This window comes from Larkinella sp. C7 (assembly GCF_006149005.1).
In the GTDB taxonomy this organism is placed as follows: Bacteria; Bacteroidota; Bacteroidia; order Cytophagales; family Spirosomataceae; genus Larkinella.
The window spans coordinates 298808-323348 of the sequence record NZ_VBSL01000002.1 but is presented as its reverse complement, the minus strand read 5'-3'; the positions used below and the strand labels follow the sequence as shown (position 1 = coordinate 323348).

Sequence of the window (24541 nt, the reverse complement as noted above, 5' to 3'; positions counted from 1 at the left end):
TCCCGGCTTCTTAACTGTAGAAACTAAAACTACAACTGCATGGAACCCACCCAATTGTCCTTTCAAAATGTTATCGACCAGACCGTCGCGTTCGCCACGCTCTACGGTTTCAAAATTCTGCTGGCCATTGTTATACTGATTGTCGGCCTCTGGCTGGTCAATCAACTGGTAAAAATGCTGTCCACCGTGATGAGCAAACGGCAGGTCGACCGGGATGTTCAGCCTTTTCTGCTGTCGCTGGTGGGTGCTATTTTGAAGGTGCTGGTGTTGTTGAGTGTGGCCAGTACGCTGGGCGTCGAAACCACCTCGTTTGTCGCCATCATTGGTGCCGCCGGTTTGGCGGTGGGTCTGGCACTTCAGGGAAGCCTGGCCAATTTTGCCGGTGGCGTGCTCATTCTGACGTTCAAACCGTTCCGGGTGGGCGATCTGATTACGGCTCAGGGTTTTACGGGCCATGTGGAAGCCATTCACATTTTCAATACCATTCTGGTAACGCTCGATAACCGCACCATCATTCTGCCCAACGGGGCACTGTCAACGTCGCCGGTAATCAATATTTCCGGAAAAGGAACGATCCGGGTCGATATGGTTTTTGCCGCCGGAAACGCCAATGCGGTCGATGCGGTCAAGGCGTCGATCAAACGCGTGGTGGATGCCTGCCCGACTGGACTGAAAAACCGGGAACACGACATTCTGGTGACCAAGCTAACCGAACTGGCGTTTCATTTCGACGTCCGGGTCTGGTGCAACAGTGCCGATTATTGGGACACCTATTACTTTGTTCACGAAGGCATCGCGCGCCAGTTTAGCAAAGACGGCATCAAAGGGCCGGAGCCGAGTGTTACGGTGATTGGCGATTTTAGCTCGGTCGGCAAGCTGAAATAACGCACAGCATCAATCAATTTTTAATAAACCAACCGACTCAAAACCGGCCAGTGGTCGGAAATGAACACCTGATCTTTCAGAATGGGCAGGTAATCATGGCGTTTCACCGCTACCTCCGGGCCGACAAAAATGAAGTCGATCACCGGGCCGCGCTGGTCGGTTTTGAAGTTGTTGAACGTACTGGTGCCGCCGGTATGCGGGTTTTCCGACAGACTTTCCGAGTTGGTGAGTTTGAAGGTCGGGTCGCTCGTCAGGGTCTGGATGGAAAGCGACGCGTCGGGCGTGTTAAAATCGCCCGTTAAGATTACCGGGAGGTCGTTGCTCAATTCTTTGATCTTGCTGATGAGCAGTTTCGCGCTGTTCCGGCGGGCGGTTTCGCTGATGTGGTCGAAGTGCGTATTGATTACAAAAACCTGACTTTCATTGCGTTTGTCCTGAAAAACCGCATACGTTGCGATCCTGGGAAAAGCGGCCTCCCAGGATTTGCTGCCCGGCACCTCGGGGGATTCGGAGAGCCAGAACGTGCCCTGTTTCAACACCTCAAATTTCTGCTTGTTGTAGAAAATCGGCGAAAACTCGCCCTGGGTTTTTCCGTCGTCACGACCCACGCCAATCCAGGCGTAGTTGGGCAATTGGTCCTGTAAATCAGCGATCTGTCCGGCGAGTGCTTCCTGCAAACCGGCAAAATCGACCTGGTAATCCGTGAGCACCTGAGCGGCTATTCCCTTCCGGTTCGGCCAGGCATTTAACCCATCCTGTGGCGTGTTGTACCGAATGTTAAACGACAACACATTCAGCGGAAACCGGGAAACCGTCTGGGCTGAAACGCCCGACAGGATACCGAAAAGCAAGACAAAAAATAGTCCTAATCTCATAGGGGTGCGGATTTGGTTTGATCGCGACGAAGTACGCCGTCGCCAACCGGAAAACCAACCAAACCGGATTTTATTTCGCTCGCGCACCTGGCCTCGTCTGGTGGTTACAGGCCGGAGGCTAATAATTGGACTCATTTCCCAACATTTACTCCGTTGTCCTGCTTAGTATACTACGTTATGAACCACTCACTATGCAAACGACCCTATCTCCCCAATCCGAAGCGAGGTTTGTAAATCCGTTGCCGGAAAAACACACCGTCAAGCTCACCATTAACGGCACCGCTCACCACCTGGAACTGGCACCGTGGACGAGTTTGCTCGATGCTCTCCGCGAATACCTGCACCTGACCGGTACTAAAAAGGGCTGCGATCACGGGCAGTGCGGAGCCTGCACGGTACTTGTCGATGGCAAACGGATCAACTCCTGCCTGACGCTGGCCGTTATGAAGGACGGTTCAGACATTACCACCATCGAAGGACTGGCGGGTGAAAGCGGCCTGCATCCGTTGCAAACCGCTTTTATCGAACACGATGCTTACCAATGTGGCTACTGTACACCTGGTCAGATTTGTTCGGCGGTTGGAATGATTAACGAAGGGCGTGCGAAAACCGCCGACGATATTCGGGAATTGATGAGTGGTAACATCTGTCGCTGTGGAGCCTATCCCCATATTGTCGATGCCATTCAGGACGTAATGCAACTTGACCCCAACGCCTGACGCTATGAATAGTTTTTCGTATACCCGACCCAGCGACATCGGCATGGCCGTGGGCGAACTGGCAATCCATGAGGGAGCCCAATTTATTGCGGGAGGAACCAACCTGCTCGATTTGATGAAGGAGAATGTCGAACGGCCGAACCGGTTGGTAGACATTAACCGCCTGGCAATGAATACCATTGACGACACCGAAGACGGTGGCCTTCGACTCGGTGCGTTGGTGACGAATGCCGATACGGCGTATCATCCGGCCGTCGAAAGCCGATATCCGCTGTTGTCGCGGGCCATTCTGGCGGGAGCTTCGGCACAGTTGCGCAACATGGCCACCAACGGTGGTAACCTCTTCCAGCGAACCCGCTGCTATTATTTTTACGATCTGGCAACGCCCTGTAACAAGCGAGAGCCGGGGTCAGGGTGTGGGGCGATTCATGGCTACAATCGGATTCATGCTATTCTGGGCACCAGTGATCAACCGCCCGAAACGGCCTGCATTGCCACCCATCCGTCAGATCTGTGCGTGGCCCTGGCGGCCCTCGATGCTGTCGTTCGGGTAACCGGCCCAACGGGCGAGCGGACTATACCGTTTGCGGATTTTCACCGGTTGCCCGGCGATGAACCCTGGCGCGACAATACCGTTCAGCCGGGTGAGCTGGTAACGGCCATCGATCTACCCGCTAAAGGATTTTCGGACTATAATGCATACATCAAAATTCGTGACCGGACTTCCTACGCCTTCGCACTGGTGTCAGTGGCGGTGGGACTGGAAATTGCAGATAACCGGATCACCGAAGCCCGGATTGCCCTGGGCGGGGTGGCGCACAAACCCTGGCGCAAGACTGAGGTGGAAGCCATGCTGGTAGGCCAAAATCTGTCAGAAGCTGATTTTCAATCGGTAGCTGAAGCGCTTCTGGCTGGTGCCAAAGGGTATGGGCACAATACATTTAAAATTGAACTGGCCAAACGCGCCATTGTCCGGGCGCTGAAACAGGCCGCTAAACTTGAACCCGCATCATGACAAAATACATCGGAAAATCCATCAATCGTGTCGACGGTGTAGCCAAAGTCACGGGAAAAGCAAAATATGCCGCTGAGTACAAAGCTGCGGACCTGGCGCATGGCTGGGTGATTTCCAGTTCCATTGCCAAAGGGAAAATTACCCGCATCGACGTCGAAGCCGCACTGCAACTGCCGGGGGTTATTCAGGTGTTTTCGCACGAAAACCGACCCGGTCTGGCCTGTTTCGATATGAGCTACAAAGACCAGGATGCGCCACCGGGTTCGCCGTTCCGGCCGTTGCGTGATGCGACGGTGAAATACAGTGGCCAGCCGGTGGCTTTGGTCGTGGCCGAAACGCTGGAATTGGCCCGGTATGCGGCTTCGCTGATCCGGATTGAGTACGAAGAAGAAGACCATGAAACGGCGCTGGAGCATAACCTGCACCGGGCGCGGGAACCGAAATCAGGCGTTGCCAGCTTATTGAAACCGCCACCGCCTAAACCGCGTGGTGATTTTGAAAAGGCTTTCCAGCGGGCAGCGGTGCAGGTTTCGGGAACGTATGTCCACTCCGCCGAGCATCATAATCCGATGGAAATGTTTGCCACCACGGTGGTGTATGAAAAGAACGATAAGCTAACGATATACGACAAAACGCAGGGAGCACCCAACAGCCAGTTGTACGTTTCGCAGGTATTTGGCATTCCCTTCAAGGATGTCCGGGTTATTTCGCCCTTCGTCGGGGGCGGTTTTGGTGCCGGTCTGCGTCCGCAATACCAGTTGTTTCTGGCGGTTTTGGCCGCCCGTGAACTCGAACGATCGGTTCGGGTTTCGCTCACACGCCAGCAGATGTTTACGTTCGGACACCGCCCGGTCTGCGTTCAGCAGGTCGCGCTTGGCGCTTCAGCAGACGGAAAGCTTGAGGCTATTCGGCACGATGCCGTGGGAGAAACCTCCCGATTTGAGGATTATACCGAAATTGTCGTGAACTGGGCGGGTATGTTGTATCCGGCTCAGAATGTGACGTTGACCTATAATCTGGTGCCTCTGGATGTGTATACCCCGATCGACATGCGCGCACCGGGTGGGGTAACTGGTATGTCGGCACTGGAATGTGCCATTGATGAACTGGCGTATAAAGTGGGCCTGGACCCCGTGGAATTTCGCCTGAAAAACTACACGGAACGGGACATGAACGAAGACCTGCCGTATTCGAGCAAGGAGTTGCGGGAATGTTTCCGGCAGGGTGCCGAGCGGTTTGGCTGGTCGAACCGAACCCCCGAACCCCGTTCGATGCGCAATGGTCATACATTGGTGGGCTGGGGCATGGCTACCGGTATTTGGGAGTCGATGCACATGCCTGCGCGGGCGGAAGCCGTGCTGACGGTCAACGGAAAACTTCGGGTCAGTAGTGCCACTGCCGACATCGGAACCGGCACCTACACGATTATGACCCAGATTGCCGCCGACACCCTCGGCATGCCCATCGAAGACGTTATTTTTCGACTGGGGGATACGGATATGCCCCTGGCACCCATTCAGGGCGGTTCCTGGACGGCAGCCACGGTAGGTTCCGCCGTGAAAGTGGCCTGCGAGGATTTGGGGAAAAAGCTCTTCAAAATGGCGCAGAAAATGAAGCAATCGCCGTTTAGTGGTGTGAAACTGGAGGAGGTTGTTTTTGAGAATGCCCACATCCGACTCAAAAAGGATTCGTCGGTAGCGGTTTCGCTGCTGGACATCGTGGGAACGAATGGCGGGCGGGCCGTCAGTGAAACATCGACATCGTTGCCCAATATGCTCGAACAACGCAAATACGCCCGGGCGGTTCATTCGGCGGTTTTTGTGGAAGTGGAGATCGATGAGGATTTTGGAACGGTTCGGGTGACCCGGGCGGTAACTGCCGTAGCGGGCGGACAAATCCTGAATCCGAAAACCGCCCGGAGCCAGATCATCGGCGGCATGGTGTGGGGCATCAGCAAAGGGCTGGAGGAAGAAAGTGTGATGGACCACCAGTTTGGTCGGTTTATGAACCATTCATTGGCTGAATACCACGTTCCGGTTAATGCTGATATTCAGGGTCTTGATGTGATATTTGTGGAAGAAACTGACACCATTGTGAATCCGCTGGGGGTGAAAGGACTGGGTGAAATCGGAATTGTCGGGATGCCTGCGGCCATTGCCAATGCGGTTTTTCACGCTACCGGAAAACGGATTCGGAGTTTGCCCATTACGCTGGATAAACTGTTGTAAAGTAGATTAAACCTTTGGCTCTTTCGTTTATCAAAGGAGCAGTTCTACTTTTAACGTCCGACGGGCCATGAAAACACAACGAATCATACCGGCTTTTGGGGTGATCCTATTCTTTTTAATCGCGCTGGCGATGCCTCAAAAAACGATGGCACAACCCGGCGTCGATCTGCCAGTGGAATCCTTTTACGATGAATTGGCTCCTTATGGACAATGGACCCGGAACCCGACGTACGGTCAGGTCTGGATGCCGGATGTGCCGGGTGATTTTCAACCCTATGCCACCAATGGTCATTGGGCCGTAACGGAATATGGCAACACCTGGGTGTCGGACTACGACTGGGGCTGGGCGCCTTTTCACTATGGACGCTGGCTGTTCGATGACTATTACGGACGCTGGGTCTGGGTTCCGGACAGCGAATGGGGACCGGCCTGGGTGAGCTGGCGTTCCGGTGGTGGCTACTACGGCTGGGCACCGCTCGGGCCGGACATGAGCATCAACGTAAACATCAACCTTCCGTTCAATTACTGGACGTTTGTTCCGCAGATGTACATCACCAGCCCGCGCGTTTACAGCTATTGCATTCCCAGAACCCGGGTCGTCAACGTCTATCACAACACAACCATCATCAATAACGTATACCGGTACAACAACCGGTCGTATGGCTACGGCCCGCGCCGGGATGAGATGGAACGCTATACCCGCCGGAGTGTTCCGGTCTACCGGGCCAACGATGTTGCGAGTCGTGGCGCGTATGGTGCCCGGGGTGGAAACGGGAATTCCAATCGGGGAGATAACCGGGGGAGTTACAACGGGAATGGCAATTACAACGGCAATAATCGGGGTGAGGTAGCCGGGAACTATCCGAACTCAAACCGTTCGAACCGCTATGACTATGATCGTAATCCAACCAATCGGGGTGAGAATTCGATGAACCGCAACGATGGCTTCAACAACCGGCCGAATGCTGATAACACAAACCGCCCGGATTACGAGAACCGGTCCAATTCTGCGAATTCAAATCGTCCCGATTTTGATTACCGGTCTAACTCCCGTACTTCAAACCGTCCTGATTTTGACAACCGGTCTGGTTCCGGAACTATGCCAAACCGGATGGAAAGCCCTTCCGAAAACCGCACGAACCGCAGCTACAATCCGGGCGCGGGCTCTCCGTCGGTCGAGCGCCGGGCCGAACCCCGGAGTTATCCCCAGCCTGATCAGTCGAGCCAGCGTTCCCGCTGGTCGGGCGGTGGTGGAGGCAGTGAAAGCACTCCGCAACGGGTAGAACGGCCCCAGCGTCAGGGAGGAGAGTTTCAGCAACGGACTCCGAGTCAGCCGCCCCGCCAGTATCAGGAGCGTCAAAACTCTTCCAATCGGGGTGAGGGCGGTGGCGGCCGTCGGGGGCCGCAGTAACGATTGAAATGCCAACGAAGCGGTCATGGACAGTCTAACGTACGGTTCGTGACCGTTTTTTTATTGGACCTCCTGTCGCGACAGAATTGTATAATCTACGTAAAACGTGCCAAATGGGATCAGGCAGGCGACCAATACCTTCCAGGTTGTTTCCTGAAATTTCCATTTCTGCTCGATTCCAAAACTCAGGGTATTCAGGCTAAAAAGCAGGAATAATAGGCCGTGTACCGGTCCCATTGTTTTCACGAGCGATGGGTCCCCACTGGCGTATTTTAAGGGAACCGCAATGCCGATTAAGATGAGGAGAGAGAGCCCTTCTAAAAAGCCGATCAGCCGCAGACGACCGATTTTGGTGGTCAGAAATTTCATGATTAAAAAGAGCGGAAGTAGTGCCGGTTGGCCAGTGGTGAAAAAGGCCAGGGAATGGCCGATAGCATAATTAATAGGGCCAGCAAGAACCATATTGTCATGGTTTTAAATTTCCCCCGATCAGAATTCATGCGTTTCGAGGCTGATGAACCAATCGTGATCAAAATGATCGCTATGGTCATCAAAATGACGTGGATCAGCCCGAAAAACAACAGGTCGAATTGCTTGCGGGCTTCGTCATAATGGAACCGAAAATACTGAATCAACGGACTGTTAAAATAGAGGACGTAGCCAATCAGTAGCTGAGTATGGCAAATCGTGGCCGTAATGTGGCGGGTGGCGTTATCGGTTCGGGTAAACAAACGCTGGCCAAACCAGCCCCGGAATCCCCGGTAAATTCCGTACAAAACACTCACAACAACCAGCCATCGGAAGGCAGAGTGAACACTTAAAAGAAGGAAATACATGGCTCTATTGCATCGATTGATGATGCAAAGGTCGGTTTTTGGGAGAATGGGGGGTAGGATGGATAAGGCGAGTTTCAGGACTTTTCAATCATTCTTCGAAACTCGGTTGGCGTTTGTCCTTCCAGCTTTTTAAACAGACGGGTGAAATAGGAGGGATCGTCCAAACCGACTTGGGTAGCGACTTCATTGATGGACAAACCGGTTTGGCATAACAGCACTTTGGCTTCGAGCAGAATGGCTTCGTCGATCCATTTGGTCGGAGATTTTCCGGAAACGACCCGAACGGTTTTATTCAGATGATTGGGGGTAATATTGAGCAGGGCGGCATACTCGGATACCCGTTGTTTCGTCCGGAACAGCGAGAAGACCAACTCCCGAAACCGGTTTGTCAGGGTCACAGCCGCGATGGGATCAGGGGGTGAAATGGCCTGGTAAACCCGGTTTACCTCACACAGCAACGCGAGTAAATACGACTGTAAAATGCCGGGGTTCTGAAGGCCATTTTGGGAGTAATCAATCAGAAGTCGTCCATACAGGGACTCTATAAACTGAGCAGATTGCTCGTCCGGTTTGATGAGTGGATTTCCCCAGATCTGTAAAAAGTCAAATTCTTTTAACAGGTTGTTTTTGAGCCATTTTCCCACCAGAAAATCGCTGTGAAAACCGCAAAGATAGCCTTTGTTTACGTCATTTTCCCGAAATGAAAAAACCTGTCCAGCAGGGACAATCAGTAATTCCTGGCTGTGAATGGTATACAATTCACTCCCGATTTTCATGCTTGCTTCACCTTCGGTGAGGTATAAACAGGAATAGATTGTCGATCGGGAAGGCGGAACCGGGCTGTCGACATGGCGATACATTTCTTCTACCCGTACAATAAAAAACTTGCTGCGATCCGCTTTTAAAATCGCATCTAACTCCTCTGAAGGCATGAACTTCGCCGTAAATTCCGGGGCATCGTATAGTTTTATTTCGCTCATGATTCCTGAGAATAGAACGGCAATCCGATAAAAATAAAAACTGTACTGAAATACGGTACGGCTTTTTTAACGGCAATGTTCAGCCGTAAAATTATTTCGTTTTCAACCGGTCGATCATCATAATGGCGCGGTCCACGCGGACCTGGACGTTTTTGGCTCCGTCGATGTAATACATAATGCTGCGTTGCTTGCCGGGCGTGAGGGCCTGAAAATGCCGGTTTCCCTCTTCGTCGATAGCCAGCAACTCCTGAAGTTCTTCCGGCATTTTTCGACCATATTCACTTTCATCTTTCCAGATTACCGCCTTCACGCTGTCGCCCAGCCGCACTTTGAGCTGCTGCCGGATGGGTGTTCCGATGCTGATCATAAACGAACCGTCGCCTTTGGGCCGGAGAGCACAGTGAAACTCGACGGTGCCGTTGAGCAGGCACATGACGCGTACTGCCGACTTTTGCGTAAACTGCTGCACCACCTCGTCGGGAACACCAATATAATGCGCTCCTATTGCGTTTGTAAATCGCTCGATCACCGCGTCAAACCGGACGGCATCGTTGGGTGCGGCCATGATCTGACTCCATTAAAGAACCGGTTCAGTCTCCTTGAGCCTCAACACTTCACTCGTCCAGGCACGGGTCTGGTGCGCCAGTTCCGCATTGGTCGCCAGCGATTGCCCGTACGACGGAATCATCTGCTTCAATTTGGTCTGCCAGGCTTCCGTACGAAGTTGGGTGGGAAAACACCGGTTTAGCAGGTCAAGCATGATGGAAACGGAGGTCGACGCTCCCGGCGACGCCCCCAATAGGGCCGCAATGGAACCATCGGCTGCACAGACGACTTCCGTGCCGAATTCCAGAATACCGCCTTCTTCGGGGTCTTTCTTGATGACCTGAACCCGCTGACCGGCGGTTTCCAGGTCCCAGTCTTCCATTTTGGCCGCCGGGAAATAGTCTTTCAGCGCGGCCAGCCGATCTTCCGGCGATTGCCGCACCTGATCGATGAGGTATTTCGTCAGCGGAATGTTGTGCAAACCGGCCGCCATCATGGGCAGCAAATTGTTGGCTTTAATGGACAATGGCAGGTCCATGAAGGAGCCATTTTTGAGGAATTTCGTTGAAAAACCGGCGTAGGGGCCAAACAGGAGGGCTTTTTTGCCGTCGATCATCCGCGTGTCGAGGTGCGGGACCGACATCGGGGGAGAGCCGACAGCCGCTTTGCCGTATACTTTCGCTTCGTGCTGTTCAACGATGTCCGGGTTGTTGCAGACCAGCCACTGGCCGCTGACCGGAAAACCGCCAAAGCCTTTGCCTTCGGGGATGTCGGCTTTTTCGAGCAGGGGCAGGGAGCCACCGCCCGCACCGATGAAAATAAACCGGGTGCGCAGCTCCCGTTTCTTCCGTGTCGACCAGTTTTTTACCGTGATTTTCCAGGTGCCGTCTTTCTCCTGTTCGAGGTCGCGAACGTCGTGGGCCAGCCGGATCGTGACACCCTCCATTTTCCGGAGGTGGTCGAATAAGGCGCGGGTCAGGGCACCAAAATTGACGTCGGTCCCAATGTCCATGCGGGTAGCGGCTACTTTCTGATCCGGTTCCCGTTCCTTCATGACCAGCGGCATCCACTCTTTCAATTGCGCCGGATCTTCGGAATAGAGCATTCCTTTGAAGAGGTGGTGATTGTCGAGCGCGTCGTGCCGCTTTTTCAGATATTCGACGTTCTTTTCCCCCCAAACGAAGCTCATGTGGGGAATTTCGTTGATAAACGTTTCGGGTGAGGGCGTAATGTTTTGCTGTACCAGATAGGCCCAGAATTCTTTGGAAACCTCGAACGACTCGGCAATTTTAACGGCTTTGGAGATATCGACCGATCCGTCTTCTTTTTCCGGAGTATAGTTTAATTCGCAAAAAGCAGAGTGGCCGGTTCCGGCGTTGTTCCAGGCATCTGAACTTTCGGCGGCCAACACATCCAGCCGTTCAAAAACTTCGATGGTCAACGTTGGGTCTAGCTCTTTGAGTAACATGCCGAGCGTGGCACTCATGATTCCGGCCCCAATCAACACAACGTCCGGGTCTTTCTGTATAAATCGACTACTTTGTGGCATAATCAGTAAAACGCGTGGTCTATCCTATAAAACTATAATTATTGCGATGTAATTCACTGTTTTTTAGTAACTTCTTTGGAATGTATGTTGTTTTTTCAGGCAATTTTCCGGACGCATTTGACCAGTACAATTTATGCCGGTATTTATTCAATCGGGGCCAGGCGGGCGTAATAAACCGAATCGAGAAAGCGACCGTTGAAGAATTTATTTTCTTTGAAATGCCCCTCTTTCCGAAAACCGCTTCGTTCCAGAACGTTGGCGGAAGCGGTATTGTCCGGATCGACAATGGCTTCGATGGAATGGAGTTGTAGCGCCCGAAAACCGTAGTCGACCACCTCCAGAAGGGCTTCCTGCATCAGCCCGCTACCGTGGTAGTCCGAATGCAGCAAATAGCCGACTTCGGCCCGGAAGTTTTCTTTCTGAAAGCGAACGAAACCAATGGTTCCGATCACGTTGGGTTCATTTTTTAGCGCGATTCCCCACGTAATGCTTTCACCGGCCCGAATCAGTTCGTCAAATCCCCGGATCAACAAAACCGCATCGTCCACAGATTTCGCCAGGGGGCGGGGAATAAACCGCATCAGGGTTTCATGGGAACGAAGGGCAAACAAATCATTTGCATCGCTTTCGACCAATTGCCGGATTAGCAGTCGGTGGGTGGTTAGGATGGGGAAAGGGTCGAAATTTACGGTGAGCATAAATTGAGATGTGGTATTCGTTAGTCAATATTCGTTATTCACTATTCAGTATTCGATATTAGTGAGGTTAAATCAATAAATATCGAATACTGAATAGTGAATAACGAATATCGGAAGGAGGGGTTAACGATCAGGCAATCAACGGTGTATCCAGCTCCGCCAGCGACTCCAGAATTTCTTCCTGCGTCACTTCATGTTCCACCAGCTTGCCCGACAGATACTGCTCGTAGGCACTCATGTCGAAGTGGCCGTGCCCGCAGAGGTTAAACAGAATCGTTTTGGCGGTTCCTTCTTCTTTGGCCCGCTGGGCTTCGCGAATGGCCGTTGCAATGGCGTGCGTGGCTTCCGGTGCCGGAATGATGCCCTCGGTTTTGGCGAATTTGATCCCCGCTTCGAAACACTCCAACTGCTTGAGTGCCTGCGCTTCGATCAGCCCGTCTTTGAGTAACTGACTCACAATGGCCCCTGCGCCGTGGTACCGCAAACCGCCCGCGTGAATCGGGGCCGGAATGAAATTGTGGCCGAGCGTATACATCGGCAGGAGGGGTGTCATGCCCACCGTGTCGCCCAGGTCGTAGCGGAACACCCCGCGCGTCAGCTTGGGACAGGAAGCCGGTTCGGCGGCAATGCAGCGGATTTTTTTGCCTTCTTCCAGATTATACCGCAGAAACGGAAACGTGATCCCGGCAAAGTTGGAACCACCCCCAAACGGAGCAACAATAATATCCGGGAAATCACCGGCCTGCTCCAGTTGCTTGATGGCTTCGAGACCGATGACAGTCTGGTGCATCAGCACGTGGTTGAGCACCGAGCCGAGGGCGTATTTGGTGTTTTCGTCCTGAAACGCCAGTTCGACGGCTTCCGAAATCGCAATGCCCAGGCTGCCCGGCGACTGGGGATCGTCCGCCAGGATTTTCTTGCCGGCTTCGGTGCGGTTCGAGGGGGAGGGGTACACCGTGGCGCCCCAGGTGTTCATCATGATTTTGCGGTACGGTTTGCCGTCGTAACTCGCCCGAACCATGTAGACTTCACACTCGATACCGAACAGTTGACAGGCAAAACTCAGTGCGCTGCCCCACTGACCCGCGCCGGTTTCGGTCGTAATGCGCTTGACGCCAGCCTGTTTGTTGTAATACGCCTGCGGAACCGCCGTGTTGGGTTTGTGCGAACCGGCGGGGCTGCCCCCTTCGTATTTGTAGTAAATTTTGGCGGGTGTGTCCAGCAATTTCTCCAAACCATAGGCGCGGAACATGGGCGTGGGACGCCAGATTTTATAGATTTCGCGTACTTCGTCGGGAATATCGACCCATTTGTCGGTGGTCACTTCCTGCTTGATTAGCTCCATCGGGAACAGGGGAGCCAGCATGTCGGGGCCAATGGGTTCTTTGGTTCCGGGGTGCAGGGGTGGCAGGGGCTTGTTGGGCATGTCGGCCACGATGTTGTACCATTTTTCGGGAATGTCGGCTTCGCTCAGGATAAATTTTTTCTGTGCCATGCGTTTACGGGGTCTGGAAAATAATGAACCCCTAACTTAGCAATTTACCCGATGTATTTCGATGACGATTCGACAAATTAAACCGGAGGAGACGTACACATTGCGTCATGCGGTGCTGTGGCCCGACAAACCGTTTGACTACGTGGTGCTGGAAGAAGATGCTGATGGCCGTCATTTTGGGGCTTTTCGTGATGCAGATCTAGTGGCGGTTATTTCCCTATTTGAAGAAAGAGGGATCGCCCGCTTTCGGAAATTTGCCACCCGCCCCGATTGCCAGCGGCAGGGCGTCGGCACGCACCTGTTGAATCGGGTTATCGAAGAAACCCGAACGCTGGGTGCCCATACGCTGTGGTGTGATGCCCGGCTTTCGGCGGCCGATTTTTACCGGCGGTTTGGCATGGAGCCGGAAGGGGAAGTATTTTACAAAGGAGATATACCGTACTCGAAATACGTGTTGAAACTGAGAAAGATACCCTAACCCCCTGAAGGGAGTTTTACCGCGTCTGGCGTTAAAAGCCCTCTTCAGGGGTGCAGGGTTGAAATGCTATTTGAAACTGTTCACCATGCTGTTGTGCAACGTCCGGGGACTCCAGTAGCCGCTGGCGATGATCCGGCGAACGGACAGCAACGGATTTTCCTCATCGCGTTTCTTTTCAGCCAGTTGATAGGCACCCAGATAACCCCGTTTCTTCAGTTCAACCGTGGCTTCGTGGTTCCAGAGACCGAACGGATAGGCAAAATGCCTGACCGGTTTTCCGGTAATGGCTTCCAGTTTTTTGGTCGGTTCTTCGATCTGCGTCACCCAATCCTGGCCCTGGTATTTCTTGACATTGTGGTGATCCCAGGTATGACAGCCGATGGTATGCCCCCGGTCGGCCAGGTCCTTGATCTGCTGTTTGTCCATGTAGGGCTGGTAGCCGCGTCGTCCGATGGCTACGGTCATGATGAAAAAAGCCGCTTTGTAGTTGTGTTTCTCCAGAATGGGAACGGCGGTTTCATACTGGTCCAGGTCCCCGTCGTCGAACGTAATCATGACCGGTTTGCTGGGTAGCGGGGCGCCGGTGGTCAGGTACGCATACAACTGATCGGGCAAAATGGCATGGTAGCCGCTGTCGGCCAGCATTTTGATCTGGGCTTCAAAAACCGAAGTGGGGCAGATGTAATCCTTGGCACTTTTCGAGTCTTTGGCGCGCCATTCCCGAATCTGGTGGTAGCACAGAATCGGCACCTGTTTACGGCTCAGGATGGTGGCAGCATCGGCGATCTTGCCGGCCGGAATCGTTGCCGGATCGGGCGTGGTGGTGGTCGATGAAGCCGGTATGGCGGTCGCTACAGTAGCACTATCGCTTTTAGTATCAGTAGTTTGCGAAGTTTCGTTTGTTTGCGAGCAGGAAATCAGGGTAGCGGCAGTCAATAGCGAAATGGCAAGGGGTACTAGGGCACTCTTTGTAATGCTCATCTTCTTCCGGGCGACACAATTGGATGGTGAAATGGAGTTGGTCCGGGGAAATATACGCAAAAGGTTTTGTTGGTAACGCCGGAAGTTATTCAAAGTACCGACTATTTTTTTGTCAAAAAGCGTTTCGCTCTGACTATGAGACAGATTGTTCTTCTTCCTTTTTGAGACGGCCTTCCAGCCAGAACGTGCCGAAAGGAACCAGAGACGCAACAAAGGCAACGACCAGGCGGATGAACGACCAGCGACGGTCGAAAGTTACGGCAATCAGAGCGATGATGTAGGCGATAAACAGAACGCCGTGCGCCCAGCCCACGTACTTAACAGCCAGCGGCCAACCCGCCCAGTATTTTAACGGCATGGCAATTCCCAGCAGAACGAGGTAGGAAATACCTTCCAGAATGCCAATGAAACGGAAACGACCCAGTGGGGTTTTGAGGGAAAGGGACATAAATTTCAATAATCAGAAAACGGAACCAGTCTGGTGGTTTTGCAAACATACGACAGCATTTTTGAATACCCTCGCAAATCAAAAGGTTAGACACTCCATTTGGTATCCTCCTTTCCTCTGGTTGTATTAAATGGCGCGTGTATTCCTGTTAAAGTTTGTTAAGTCGACCCGGTTTCGTTTGATACCTTCAGCAACCGTTTCAACTTTGGAGGCAATAAACCGGAAGTGACGAATGATGCATTGGATTTTACGACGCCGATCCGTACTGAGTGTGAGTTTAGCCAGCCTGCTTGGCTGTAGTCAGTTAACCACCGATCCGCCCGCTACGTATACCTACCGAATCCCTGATCAATTGGAGGATGGGTGGTCGGTTGCTTCGCTGCAAAGTCAGCAAATGAATCCAAAACCGATTGAGCAACTAACGGATATGATTACGACCGAGCAGTATCGGAATATTCACAGTCTGTTGATTATCAAAAACGGCAGGTTGGTATACGAAAATTATTTCGGGGGCTACACGCAAACGGTTCCCGAAAATATCTACTCGGCAACAAAGAGTATAACCTCGGCGCTGGTCGGGATTGCATTGGATAAACGATTTATCAAAAGTGTAGATGAGAAGGTGATCGATTATTTTCCCCAGGGTTCTTTGCCCAATCTGACGCTGGCCAAAAAGCAGATGACCATCCGCGATTTGCTAACCATGTGTTCCGGTCTGGATTGCAACGACGACGATCCGCAATCGCCGGGGAGCGAGGGAAAGATGTATCAGTCTCAGGATTGGATTCGTTACACGCTGGGCCTTCCCATGGCGAATAGTCCCGGTACAACCTCTGCCTATTGCACCGGGGGCGTGGCTATTCTGGGCGGTATTATTCAGCAGGCGAGTGGAAAAACCGTGGATGAGTTTGCCCAACAGTATTTATGGGAACCATTAACGATCAAACCCGTCCGGTGGGATCGAATGCCAACCGGCCAGGTCAATACGAGCGGTAGGCTCTTTATTCGGCCCCGCGACATGGCCAAGATTGGTCAACTGTTTCTGAACAAAGGGCAGTGGGAGGGACGGCAACTCATTTCGGCGGATTGGGTTGAGGAATCGACCCGCCATCAGGTTCTTTTGCGTAACCAGGAATACGGTTATTTGTGGTGGCGACGGCAGTTTACGATGGACGGGAAAATCTATCCGGCTTATTATGCGTCTGGCAATGGCGGTCATTTTATCGTCGTGATTCCGGGCGAGAATTTAGTAGTAGTTTCTACCGCCGGGAACCTGAATTCCGGTCTTTCGGCGCAGTTATTTGGTATGATTCGGTTCGGTATTCTTCCTGCATTATGATGGACCCGTCATTTCGTAAAATCCTGATTTGTGTCGTGTCCATGACGGTTTTTGTCCGCGTTGAAGCGCAGCAGCAGAGCCGGTATTTGGAATTTCACGCCGGTGTTGCTCCCCTGCAAATCAAGGATTATTTTTATTCGCCTTACACCTATCGGGGAACCGGCCTGCGTCTGCAGGGAATGTATGGCCAGGAGCGAACGAAGACCCAATGGCAACTGGAAGCTGGTTATACACAGACAAACCCCCAGTCCATAGTTTCCAGAAAAGCCTCCACCCGGCTCGTCGATCTGATCCTGAACTACCATTGGCGGCTTTCTCCGGCCAGACAACCTGAAAACCGTCTTCAGTATTTTGGCGGAATTGGACTTCGACTTTTGGGAAACTCCACGAATTACTCACCCGATAGTGAAGTTTCGACCGTTCAGGCAACGGCTGCGGTTTCGCTGGGTGCCTCGGCCCTGGTTTCGTACCGGTTTACTCCGGTTCATCGGTTACAGATTCAGGCTTTTGCTTCGGTTGTCAGCGCGGTTTATCGGCCCGACTACGATTACAACGATAAGGAACAAATAGCGGCAACCTGGTTTGGTAAAAATCCAATCCTGGCTGTGCAGGCCCGTTATCAGTATCAATTCAGTAGAAAATACCAGGCAACCTGTAGGTACCAGATGAGCTATTTCAAGTACGATCAACCCCGATCGGTTATTTGGTTACGGCAAAGCGTTTCGATAGGAATCCAACGCTCATTCTAACCCCTGGCAGTGGAAAACCGACTCGTTCCCGGGAAAATCACTCCGGATGGTTGGCTTTCCACTTCTCATATTTTCCTTTTAACAGCATGACGGCGTTCATGCCGCCCCGCTTTTGACCGAAAAACTGTAACTCCAAATACGGTTTTCTGGGTTTGTCGGTAGGTTTTGCCACCATGATGAAGGCACTGGTGGCCCGTTGTTGCCCGCAGCGTTTATCGCCACCGGCTTCCGACCCGGCCACCAGCGCCAGCATCAGAATTTCATCGATGCGAAGGGCGTCTTTTTGTCCTTTCAAGACCACATTCAGAATCACTTGTAATTCATCTTCATTTGTGAGCGTATTCCCCTGAACTGAAACGCCCCGGGCTGTTAAAGAGCCATGGTAAGTGTGGGTTGCGGCACCGGTATACGTTCTGGAATCATTCAGATAGTTGAGACTGACGACGGCATATTGCTGCTCTTCCGGATCGAATTCAGGATCACGAAGTGCCTTGATGATTTGCTCGGGCGAGGCATTGGCTTTCAGCATTTCCAACCCTTTTTTCCGGGCATCATTGTTACTCATAGCCTGAACAATGACGGCTCCCTTGCCCGGAATGATTCGCCCTATTCCGTAGCAATTGTAAGAACACGAAGCGCCGGCAATGCCAATTTCGCCGGTTTTTGTGTCGACGATAATGATTGACCAGGTGGCAAATGAAGAAAAAGAGACGAAAAGAAAGATCAGGAAAGCGCCGGTGAATTTCATGCTAACTGGTTTTTGATCAGAGATGCGCGAATGGATGCTTTGGTTGCCAGCGGTTTTGGATTGGAACGCGGATGCAACGGATTGAACGGATTTTAATCTGCGCAAATCCGTTCAATCCGTTGCATCCGTGTTCCAATCCGAAAGCTTAAAACAAAAAAGGCAAGCCGAAGCCTGCCTTTTGTATGAATAGTCAGAAAGCAGGGTTATCCCACACTTCCTTCCAGACTGATTTCCAGTAATTTCTGAGCCTCCACCGCAAATTCCATCGGCAACTGGTTCAGCACTTCTTTGGCGTATCCATTGATGATCAGCGCCACAGCCTGCTCCGTCGGAATACCGCGTTGGTTGCAATAAAACAGTTGATCTTCACCAATTTTAGACGTCGTGGCTTCGTGCTCGACAGTCGCCGTCTGGTTGTTCACTTCGATGTACGGGAACGTATGCGCTCCGCAGCGGTCGCCCAACAGGAGGGAGTCGCACTGGGAGTGGTTCCGGGCGTTTTCGGCCCGCTTGAACACCTGCACCAGACCCCGGTAAGAATTCTGGCTCTTTCCCGCCGAAATTCCTTTCGAAACAATCCGGCTTTTGGTGTTCTTGCCGACGTGAATCATCTTGGTTCCGGTGTCGGCCTGCTGGTAGTTGTTGGTCACCGCTACCGAGTAAAACTCACCGATCGAATAATCACCTTTCAGGATCACCGACGGGTATTTCCAAGTGATGGCCGAACCGGTTTCTACCTGCGTCCAGGAGATTTTTGAATGAGCGCCTTCACAAATGCCGCGTTTGGTCACGAAGTTGTAAATACCGCCTTTCCCTTCCTTGTCGCCCGGATACCAGTTTTGAACCGTTGAATATTTGATTTGCGCTTCTTTGGCCGCAACCAGTTCAACGACAGCCGCGTGCAACTGATTTTCGTCCCGCATCGGGGCCGTACAACCTTCCAGATAACTCACGTAGGAGCCTTCATCGGCCACGATCAGCGTCCGTTCGAACTGCCCGGTTCCGGCCGCGTTGATCCGGAAATAGGTTGAAAGTTCCATCGGGCAACGAACGCCTTTGGGAATGTAGCAGAACGAGCCGTCGGAAAAAACCGCCGAGTTGAGGGCGGCAAAGTAATTATCCCTCGGCGGAACCACCGATCCCAGGTACTTTTTAACCAGTTCGGGGTATTCCTGCACCGCTTCGGTCATCGAACAGAAAATGATGCCGAGTTCCTTTAGTTTCACCTTAAACGTGGTGGCAATGGAAACCGAGTCGATTACGGCATCGACCGCAACACCCGAAAGCCGTTCCTGTTCCTGCAACGAAATGCCCAGCCGCTCGAAGGTCGCGCGCAGCTCGGGGTCGATCTCGTCCAGGCTATTGATGGTTTTTTTCTGCTTCGGGGCCGAGTAGTATTTAAGTCCCTGATAATCGATTGCGGGGTATTTGAGATTCGGCCAGTGGGGTTCAGACAGCGTCACCCAATGCCGATACGCTTTCAACCGCCATTCCAGCATCCATTCCGGTTCATTCTTCTTGGCAGAGATAAACCGAACGATGTCTTCGCTCAGGCCAATCGGTGCCTCATCCGCTTCAATCAGCGTTTCGAAACCGTACTTGTATTCGGAATTGGTAATACTCTCTAAAATTTCAACGTCTTTGCTCATGATGGGTTGCGGGCTAATACACGCAAAAGTCTATAGGATAACACAACGGACCGGGGGACTGTTCCATTCTGATAAGGCAAATATCGGAAAGTTTCCCTTTATTTGGTAAAACCGATTAAACTAAGCCTGTTTATTGACGATGCAATCTGACAAACCGGTTGACCCCAGAAAACCGATCAACATCGAACTGCTGCTTGGCTTGTCAGCCACTTTTTTGAGTGTTGCCGCTTTAATTGTTTCTATTTTTCAGACACGTATTGCCCGGGAGCAACAGCAGGCTTCGGTTTGGCCCTACATTCAGCTTACCAGCAATCACCTTGACAATAATTTCGAACTGCTTCTAAAAAACAACGGCGTCGGCCCGGCATTAATCAAAAAAGTTGAATTCCGTTACCACGGGAAAAGCGAGTTCTCCCATACGAAATTGCTGAATCACATTGTAAATACAGAGACAATCCAGGACTCGGTCAGGAAGGCAGGCCGCTTCTGGAATGCCGTTGTGCCGGGCGACGTTATTAAGGCCGGTGATCAAATCGAAATCTATAAAACGACTAACAGCAGCTACTTGGCTGATTTTTTGGGACAGGTCACCAGCGATTCAACGTTTCAGTTTCAGATTACCTATTCCGATGTCTACGGAAATTGCTGGCTTCTTGATCGAGGGGAAGTTACCCGACTGGACGATTGTCCGGAATGAACCTTTATTCTTTATCGGCAGGTACATTAACGCCGAACGGAATCGGTCGGGAAATGCGCTCTTCCAGCGAAATAAAGGTTTCGGTCCGTTGAATGCCGCTTACTTTCTGGATTTTGTCGTGTAATACTTCGCGCAGGTGCTGGGTGTCCCGGCAAACAATTTTGGCAAAAATGCTGTAAATGCCGGTCGTATAATGAATGTTGACGACTTCGGGGATTTTCAATAATTCAGTTGCAACGTCTTCGTACAGGGAGCTTTTGTCCAGATAGATGCCCAGAAAACCGCTGATGTCCCAGCCCAGCTTGGTGTGATCGATGACCAGTTGGGAACCGCGAACGATGCCCATCTGCTCCATTTTTTTCATCCGGACGTGAACGGTACCGCCCGAGACAAAAATCCGTTTACCGATTTCAGTGTAGGCCATGTTGGCATCTTCCATCAATAACGTGAGGATCTTGAGATCGACATTGTCAATCTCTAAATTTTTTTCCATTTGAACCGTAAAATTTTTAATATCCTCAACAAAATAAGTGATATTTTGAGAAAACAGAAATTTTTCCAAAATTTTTCTAAAGAATTTGTAAACTTGCACGGATTTATAGTAACTTTGCACTGTTCAAACGGTAAACGGGTCAATATACCGGGCGAACCGAGTTCTTTTACCTTGTAGGATGTCGAAATTGGCAGACGTGCCCTCCTGTCTCGGGGGTGGTGAGTTCGGGATAAACGCAGCATAATGCCGCTTGCAAAAGCGACTGGGGTTGACCACCAGAAGTTGTACTGTAGCTAACCGCACCGTGGGTGGTTCGAGTCCCCCTCCTACAGCTCATGGCCTGATTTTAATCAGCCGCAACATAATTAAGGCTTCGGCAGCTCAATTTGGTTTCTGTAGCTGCATTCCGATTGGTTTTTAGTTTGTTGATGAAGTGTAATCTTAACACGCCGGCTCAGGTTGAGGCCGGCGTTGTTTGTTATAGCTCAGATGTCAGACCCCATTACCCTCGGTGCCCTTTTTCTGATTTTAGCAGCGGTTCTGACCACCGCCGACAGTGCGCGTCCGTTCTGGCAGAAATTCTACCACTACGTTCCAGCAACGCTTCTTTGTTACTTTATCCCTTCTTTATTAAACACCTTTGGCCTGGTCGATGCCGACAACACTGAATTATACCCCGTGGTGTCGCGCGTCCTGCTACCGGCTTCCCTGGTTCTCTTCACACTGAGTGTCGATTTTAAAGCTTTTCGGCGGCTGGGTCGCAAATCCATTCTGATGTTTGCGGCTTCGGCCATCAGCATCATGCTCGGCGGTCCGCTGGCGGTTTGGGTCATCGCCCAGGTTGCACCGGAACTGGTGGGTGGACAGGGCCCGGAGGCTGTCTGGCGCGGACTGGCCACGCTGGCCGGTACCTGGATTGGTGGAGGGGCCAACCAAACCGCTCTGAAAGAGGTTTTTCAGCCGAGCAGCAATCTGTTTTCCGCCATTGTTACTGTCGATGTGTTTGTGTCCAATCTCTGGTTGGGGGCATTGCTGTATGGCGCAGGCCATTCCGCTGCCATCGATCGCTGGCTGGGTGCCGACGCCAGTGCGGTGGAAGAAGTGAAGCAACGCATTCAGAATCAGGTTAATGCCATTCGCCGGATTCCTTCCGCCACCGATTTGGTCTTGATTTTGGCGGTCGGTTTCGGAGCCACGGCAGTTGCCCACGCGCTGGCTGATCAGATTGCACCGTACATTGACCGAAATTCTCCCCTATTGAGTCAGTTCAGCCTGAATGCGCCGTTTTTCTGGATTGTCGGTCTGGCCACGGCCATCGGCATTGGGCTTTCTTTCACCAGAGCCCGGAATTTGGAAGGCGCGGGTGCGTCGAAAGTTGCCACGGTTTTTTTATACCTCATGATTGCCACCATCGGCCTGAAAATGAACATTCTGGCGATTGCCGATCACCCCGGTTTGATTCTGGTGGGGTTGGTCTGGATGCTTTTTCATGTGCTGCTAATGATCGGTTTCAGCCGGTTGATCCGCGCTCCGTATTTTTTTCTGGCGGTAGGCAGTCAGGCCTGCATCGGTGGCCCGGCCACGGCCCCCATCATTGCGGCCGCTTTCCATCCGGTTCTGGCGCCGGTGGGGGTGTTGATGGCGATTTTAGGCTATGCCGTTGGAACCTATATGGGTTATCTCTGCGGGATCTTGATGCAATTGGCGTCACCCTAACCCTGTCAGCAGTCTTTGATCCTGACATGGTCAAGTACCAGTCAACGTTCGTCACCCTGTCAGGGTCTGCGACCGCTGACAGGGTGACGAGAATCTGCGGTTTTTTAAGTATTTTTGCATTTACACCGAGACAGACAACCGTTTTCACAGCGTGAAGCACATACGTAATTTTTGCATTATTGCCCACATCGACCACGGCAAAAGCACGCTGGCCGACCGATTACTTGAGTTTACAAAAACCATTGGGGAGCGCGACATGCAGGCTCAGTTCCTGGACGACATGGACCTGGAGCGCGAGCGTGGGATTACCATCAAGAGCCACGCCATCCAGATGGACTACCTTTATAAAGGTGAAAAATACACGCTGAACCTGATCGATACGCCGGGTCACGTGGATTTTTCCTACGAAGTTTCCCGGTCCATTGCCGCCTGTGAAGGCGCTTTGTTGCTGGTGGATGCTGCGCAGGGAACCGAGGCCCAAACCATTTCGAATCTATACCTGGCGATGAATAACAACTTGGTTATCATCCCGGTACTGAATAAAATTGACCTGCCCGGTGCCATGCCGGAGGAGGTGAAAGACGAAATGGTGGATCTGATTGGCTGTGAACGCGAAGACATTATCCCGGCCAGTGGCAAGGAAGGCATCGGGATCGAAGCCATTCTGAATGCCATCGTCGAGCGGGTGCCACCGCCGAGCGGAGACCCCGAAGGCGAACTCCAGGCTCTGATTTTTGACTCCCAGTTTAATTCCTACCGGGGCATCGAAGTTATTTTCCGGGTTAAAAATGGCCGCATTCGCAAGGGTGATAAGGTCAAGTTTATGGCGACCGGGAAAGAATATTTTGCCGACGAAATTGGTACACTAAAGCTCAGCCAGGTACCCAAAGAAGTCATCGAGTGTGGCGACGTAGGCTATCTGATTTCGGGGATTAAAGTGGCCAAAGAGGTAAAAGTAGGGGATACCATCACCCGCTTCGCTGCCCCGGCCGCTGCCCCCATCCAGGGTTTTGAAGAAGTCAAGCCGATGGTTTTTGCCGGGATTTATCCGGTCGATACCAGCGAGTATGAAGAACTTCGCGAAGCGATGGAAAAGCTCCAGCTCAACGATGCTTCGCTGGTTTGGGAACCGGAAACCTCGGCAGCCCTTGGTTTTGGATTCCGTTGCGGTTTTCTGGGAATGCTGCACATGGAAATTGTCCAGGAACGTTTGGAGCGCGAATTCGATATGACCGTCATCACCACCGTGCCGTCCGTGCGGTTTGAAGTGATTACGACGAAGGGCGAAACCCTTCAGGTCAGCGCCCCGGCCGAGATGCCCGATCCAAGCAGCATCGACTGGATTGAAGAACCGTTTATCAAAGCACAAATCATTACCAAGGCGGAATACGTTGGCGCGATTATTGGTTTGTGTATGGACAAACGCAGTCTGTTCAAAAACCAGGTGTATCTGACCGCCGACCGTGTCGAACTCCAGTTTGAAATGCCTTTGGCGGAAGTGGTTTTTGACTTTTTTGATAAGCTGAAAACCATTTCACGTGGGTATGCTTCCCTCGATTACGAGTTTCTGGGCAACCGGGAATCGACGATGGTGAAGCTTGACATCATGCTGAATGGCGAAGGGGTCGATGCGCTTTCGGCCATCGTTCACCGCGACAAAGCGTATGAATGGGGCAAGAAACTCTGCGAAAAATTGCGGGAATTACTGCCCCGTCAGCAGTTCGAAATTGCGATTCAGGCCGCCATCGGCCAGAAAATCATTGCCCGCGAAACCGTAAAAGCCCTGCGCAAGGACGTTTTGGCGAAATGTTACGGGGGGGACATCAGCCGGAAACGGAAGCTGTTGGAAAAACAGAAAAAAGGGAAGAAGCGGATGCGCCAGGTTGGTAACGTTGAAATTCCGCAGGAAGCCTTTATGGCGGTTTTGAAAATAAATTAACCGGTTTACGGTTTTCAGTTTGCGGTGGCTGACGCGAGGGATAGGTTTGCATCAGCCACCGTAAACG

24 protein-coding genes are annotated in these 24541 nt (G+C 52.0%); 11 read left to right on the top strand and 13 right to left on the bottom strand.

Going from position 1 to position 24541, the window contains the following annotated elements:
• The first annotated feature begins 39 nt into the window (after positions 1-39).
• The gene (locus tag FH871_RS06505) at positions 40-885 is read left to right on the top strand and encodes a mechanosensitive ion channel family protein (RefSeq protein ID WP_138990527.1); all 846 of its coding nucleotides are present in this window, start codon (positions 40-42) and stop codon (positions 883-885) included.
• A gap of 20 nt (positions 886-905) precedes the next feature.
• Here the strand turns inward: FH871_RS06505 and FH871_RS06500 are convergent, their stop codons facing one another.
• On the bottom strand, positions 906-1760 hold the full coding sequence (locus tag FH871_RS06500) for an endonuclease/exonuclease/phosphatase family protein (protein WP_171062775.1): 855 nt from the start codon (positions 1758-1760) through the stop codon (positions 906-908).
• Positions 1761-1951: 191 nt separating this feature from the next.
• On the opposite strand from FH871_RS06500, the gene FH871_RS06495 reads away from it, so the two are divergent.
• The 4 genes from FH871_RS06495 to FH871_RS06480 all read left to right on the top strand — a co-directional run bounded on the left by FH871_RS06495 (position 1952) and on the right by FH871_RS06480 (position 7133).
• Positions 1952-2479 (top strand): (2Fe-2S)-binding protein, encoded by a 528-nt coding sequence (locus FH871_RS06495; RefSeq protein WP_138990525.1) that lies wholly within the window; start codon positions 1952-1954, stop codon positions 2477-2479.
• A 4-nt stretch (positions 2480-2483) separates the two neighbouring features.
• Positions 2484-3494 (top strand): xanthine dehydrogenase family protein subunit M, encoded by a 1011-nt coding sequence (locus tag FH871_RS06490; RefSeq protein WP_138990524.1) that lies wholly within the window; start codon positions 2484-2486, stop codon positions 3492-3494.
• Positions 3491-5722: a xanthine dehydrogenase family protein molybdopterin-binding subunit gene (locus FH871_RS06485; protein ID WP_138990523.1), complete on the top strand. Its 2232-nt coding sequence runs from the start codon at positions 3491-3493 to the stop codon at positions 5720-5722. The genes FH871_RS06490 and FH871_RS06485 overlap by 4 nt, the downstream gene beginning before the upstream one ends.
• 67 nt (positions 5723-5789) lie before the next feature.
• A complete protein-coding gene (locus FH871_RS06480; RefSeq protein ID WP_138990522.1) occupies positions 5790-7133 on the top strand; it encodes a DUF6600 domain-containing protein in 1344 nt (447 codons plus the stop codon).
• Between the two features lie 60 nt (positions 7134-7193).
• On the opposite strand, the gene FH871_RS06475 is transcribed toward FH871_RS06480, so the two are convergent.
• The 7 genes from FH871_RS06475 to FH871_RS06445 all read right to left on the bottom strand — a co-directional run bounded on the left by FH871_RS06475 (position 7194) and on the right by FH871_RS06445 (position 13237).
• Positions 7194-7502 (bottom strand): DUF3817 domain-containing protein, encoded by a 309-nt coding sequence (locus FH871_RS06475; protein WP_306439230.1) that lies wholly within the window; start codon positions 7500-7502, stop codon positions 7194-7196.
• 2 nt (positions 7503-7504) lie between these two features.
• Positions 7505-7969, bottom strand: a complete 465-nt coding sequence (locus FH871_RS06470; protein WP_138990521.1) for a hypothetical protein — start codon at positions 7967-7969, stop codon at positions 7505-7507.
• A gap of 74 nt (positions 7970-8043) precedes the next feature.
• A complete protein-coding gene (locus tag FH871_RS06465) occupies positions 8044-8949 on the bottom strand; it encodes an AraC family transcriptional regulator (protein ID WP_138990520.1) in 906 nt (301 codons plus the stop codon).
• Positions 8950-9040: 91 nt separating this feature from the next.
• Positions 9041-9514 carry a YdeI/OmpD-associated family protein gene (locus FH871_RS06460; RefSeq protein ID WP_138990519.1) on the bottom strand — a complete coding sequence of 158 codons (474 nt, stop codon included), beginning with the start codon at positions 9512-9514 and terminating at the stop codon, positions 9041-9043.
• Between the two features lie 12 nt (positions 9515-9526).
• On the bottom strand, positions 9527-11044 hold the full coding sequence (locus FH871_RS06455; RefSeq protein ID WP_138990518.1) for a malate:quinone oxidoreductase: 1518 nt from the start codon (positions 11042-11044) through the stop codon (positions 9527-9529).
• Positions 11045-11187: 143 nt separating this feature from the next.
• Positions 11188-11742, bottom strand: a complete 555-nt coding sequence (locus FH871_RS06450) for a GNAT family N-acetyltransferase (RefSeq protein ID WP_138990517.1) — start codon at positions 11740-11742, stop codon at positions 11188-11190.
• 130 nt (positions 11743-11872) lie between these two features.
• Positions 11873-13237 (bottom strand): TrpB-like pyridoxal phosphate-dependent enzyme, encoded by a 1365-nt coding sequence (locus FH871_RS06445; RefSeq protein WP_138990516.1) that lies wholly within the window; start codon positions 13235-13237, stop codon positions 11873-11875.
• A 61-nt stretch (positions 13238-13298) separates the two neighbouring features.
• Here FH871_RS06445 and FH871_RS06440 point away from each other — a divergent pair, with 61 nt between their 5' ends.
• Positions 13299-13715 (top strand): GNAT family N-acetyltransferase, encoded by a 417-nt coding sequence (locus FH871_RS06440; RefSeq protein WP_138990515.1) that lies wholly within the window; start codon positions 13299-13301, stop codon positions 13713-13715.
• Between the two features lie 66 nt (positions 13716-13781).
• Here the strand turns inward: FH871_RS06440 and FH871_RS06435 are convergent, their stop codons facing one another.
• Positions 13782-14696 carry a polysaccharide deacetylase family protein gene (locus tag FH871_RS06435; protein WP_138990514.1) on the bottom strand — a complete coding sequence of 305 codons (915 nt, stop codon included), beginning with the start codon at positions 14694-14696 and terminating at the stop codon, positions 13782-13784.
• Positions 14697-14829: 133 nt separating this feature from the next.
• Positions 14830-15144 carry a DUF3817 domain-containing protein gene (locus tag FH871_RS06430; protein WP_138990513.1) on the bottom strand — a complete coding sequence of 105 codons (315 nt, stop codon included), beginning with the start codon at positions 15142-15144 and terminating at the stop codon, positions 14830-14832.
• 232 nt (positions 15145-15376) lie between these two features.
• Between FH871_RS06430 and FH871_RS06425 the strand changes: the two genes are divergently transcribed.
• Together FH871_RS06425 and FH871_RS06420 are read left to right on the top strand one after the other, a co-directional pair.
• Positions 15377-16483 carry a serine hydrolase gene (locus FH871_RS06425; protein ID WP_138990512.1) on the top strand — a complete coding sequence of 369 codons (1107 nt, stop codon included), beginning with the start codon at positions 15377-15379 and terminating at the stop codon, positions 16481-16483.
• Positions 16480-17232, top strand: coding sequence for a hypothetical protein (locus tag FH871_RS06420; RefSeq protein WP_138990511.1), 753 nt, complete (start codon positions 16480-16482; stop codon positions 17230-17232). Before FH871_RS06425 ends, FH871_RS06420 begins: the two co-directional genes overlap by 4 nt.
• Positions 17233-17269: 37 nt before the next feature.
• Here FH871_RS06420 and FH871_RS06415 read toward each other — a convergent pair whose 3' ends face one another.
• Both FH871_RS06415 and sufB read right to left on the bottom strand, forming a co-directional pair.
• Positions 17270-17980 (bottom strand): DUF1028 domain-containing protein, encoded by a 711-nt coding sequence (locus tag FH871_RS06415; protein WP_138990510.1) that lies wholly within the window; start codon positions 17978-17980, stop codon positions 17270-17272.
• 203 nt (positions 17981-18183) lie between these two features.
• A complete protein-coding gene (sufB, locus tag FH871_RS06410) occupies positions 18184-19629 on the bottom strand; it encodes a Fe-S cluster assembly protein SufB (protein WP_138990509.1) in 1446 nt (481 codons plus the stop codon).
• 139 nt (positions 19630-19768) lie between these two features.
• Between sufB and FH871_RS06405 the strand changes: the two genes are divergently transcribed.
• The gene (locus FH871_RS06405) at positions 19769-20326 is read left to right on the top strand and encodes a hypothetical protein (protein WP_138990508.1); all 558 of its coding nucleotides are present in this window, start codon (positions 19769-19771) and stop codon (positions 20324-20326) included.
• A gap of 4 nt (positions 20327-20330) precedes the next feature.
• Here the strand turns inward: FH871_RS06405 and FH871_RS06400 are convergent, their stop codons facing one another.
• Positions 20331-20819: an Lrp/AsnC ligand binding domain-containing protein gene (locus FH871_RS06400; RefSeq protein ID WP_138990507.1), complete on the bottom strand. Its 489-nt coding sequence runs from the start codon at positions 20817-20819 to the stop codon at positions 20331-20333.
• A gap of 489 nt (positions 20820-21308) precedes the next feature.
• On the opposite strand from FH871_RS06400, the gene FH871_RS06395 reads away from it, so the two are divergent.
• Complete coding sequence (locus tag FH871_RS06395; protein ID WP_138990506.1) at positions 21309-22535, top strand: DUF819 domain-containing protein; 1227 nt, start codon at positions 21309-21311, stop codon at positions 22533-22535.
• Positions 22536-22686: 151 nt separating this feature from the next.
• Positions 22687-24474, top strand: a complete 1788-nt coding sequence (gene lepA / locus FH871_RS06390) for a translation elongation factor 4 (RefSeq protein WP_114404676.1) — start codon at positions 22687-22689, stop codon at positions 24472-24474.
• Positions 24475-24541 lie beyond the last annotated feature (67 nt).